General features: G+C 65.9%; 1 protein-coding gene and 1 pseudogene. Both read left to right on the forward strand.

The genetic code is table 11. The features are described 5' to 3' along the window. Window positions 1-294 precede the first annotated feature (294 nt). Window positions 295-1,143 (forward strand): GntR family transcriptional regulator, encoded by an 849-nt coding sequence (locus ABD323_RS41140; protein WP_344447210.1) that lies wholly within the window; start codon window positions 295-297, stop codon window positions 1,141-1,143. Window positions 1,144-1,190: 47 nt separating this feature from the next. Beyond that, window positions 1,191-1,426 (forward strand): annotated as a pseudogene (locus tag ABD323_RS41145) (HAD family hydrolase); the annotation flags it as partial.

Raw genomic sequence — 1,426 nt, forward strand, 5'->3', positions numbered from 1 at the left:
ATCGGGGACCAAAAGTGTCCGACCCGTGCGTCTTTGCGGGGGCAAGCCCCGTTTTAGGCAGACGCGGACCTCTCGGTCCCTGCCCTCCGGCTGACAAGGCGCCGGGTACCTCAACCCCATCTGTCCGGGGCTCCTGGTCGTGCGTTTGTGCAGTTCAGAGCAGCCCGAAGAAGGCCCCTCTTGTCTCGCCCCTGTCTCGCTCGGTGCGATGTGCTCAACATAGGCAACCTGCTTAAGCAGGTCAAGAGGGATGGGTTCCTCGCCCATGTTGGGCACCTGCTCTAACATGGGTTCATGAGCCTTGACCCGGATGACTCCCGCCCGCCGTATCAGCAGGTCAGCAGCTCTTTGCGGGCCTCGATCCTCACCAAGAAGCCGGGCTTTGAGCCGGGCGACAAACTCGCGTCGGGCCCGCAGCTCGCCAAGCACTTCGGCGTGGCGCGAGGGACGGTTGACCGAGCGTTGGAGATCCTCCGAAGCGAAGGGCTGATCGTGACCCGGCAGGGAAGCGGCAGCTTCCTTCGGGAGCGCACGTCCCGGCCGGTCGGTCTCCGGCCCCACATCGAGGCAGCCTTCGAGCAGCAGCAGGTGACGCTCGACTTCGCGGGCTTTTCAAGTGAGACGCTGCACACCGCCCTGCAAGAACCGCTCGATAAGGTCCGCTCCGGGCGGCTCGCCCCGGAGTCCATCGCTGTGCGGCTGCTTCTGCCGGACACGTCGGAGCCGATGGCGGTGCCAGTGCTGGTGGACGGCCTTAAGGACGAGGTGGCGCTGCGGGAACGTGCTCGGAACATCGCGCTCACCAACGCGGGCGGCATCGCGCACTCAGTCGAGATGCTGGCGGAGTTGGGCCTGATCCAGTCGGCCACTGTGCAGGTCAAGGTGCACCGGGCGTCCAGCCTGTTCAAGCTCTACATCCTCAACCGTGCCGAGGCGTTCTTCGGGTTCTACCCGCTCCGCGAGCGGACGGTGGCGATCGGCGGCGGTGACCACACCTTCTACGACGTCACGGGCAAGGACACGACCCTGTTCCACCACGCCGCTGGTCCGGATGATGCATCGCTCGGATCGCAGTACGTTCAGCAGGCGCAGATGTGGTTCGACAGCGTGTGGTCCACCATCGCGTACGAGAGGCAGTCGTGATGCCGGCGGCCCCGTCGATCGCGGATCTGCTTCGGCCCGTACGGCACGTGCTGCTCGACTTCGACGGCCCACTGTGTTCCGTGTTCGCTGGCTTCCCCGCACCGGAAGTTGCCGAGCGTCTTCGCTGGGGCCTGCTCGCTCAGGGTGAGCAGGCTCCGCCTGGTGGCGAGACCGAGACCGATCCGCTCGCCCTGCTTCGTCTAGTCGCGGACGCCCGTCCAGATCTGGCTGTGGTGACGGACCAAGCTCTCACCGGGCTGGAGACGGACGCGGTCCGAGTTGG

Source organism: Kitasatospora nipponensis, assembly GCF_039528135.1.
In the GTDB taxonomy this organism is placed as follows: domain Bacteria; phylum Actinomycetota; class Actinomycetes; order Streptomycetales; family Streptomycetaceae; genus Kitasatospora; species Kitasatospora nipponensis.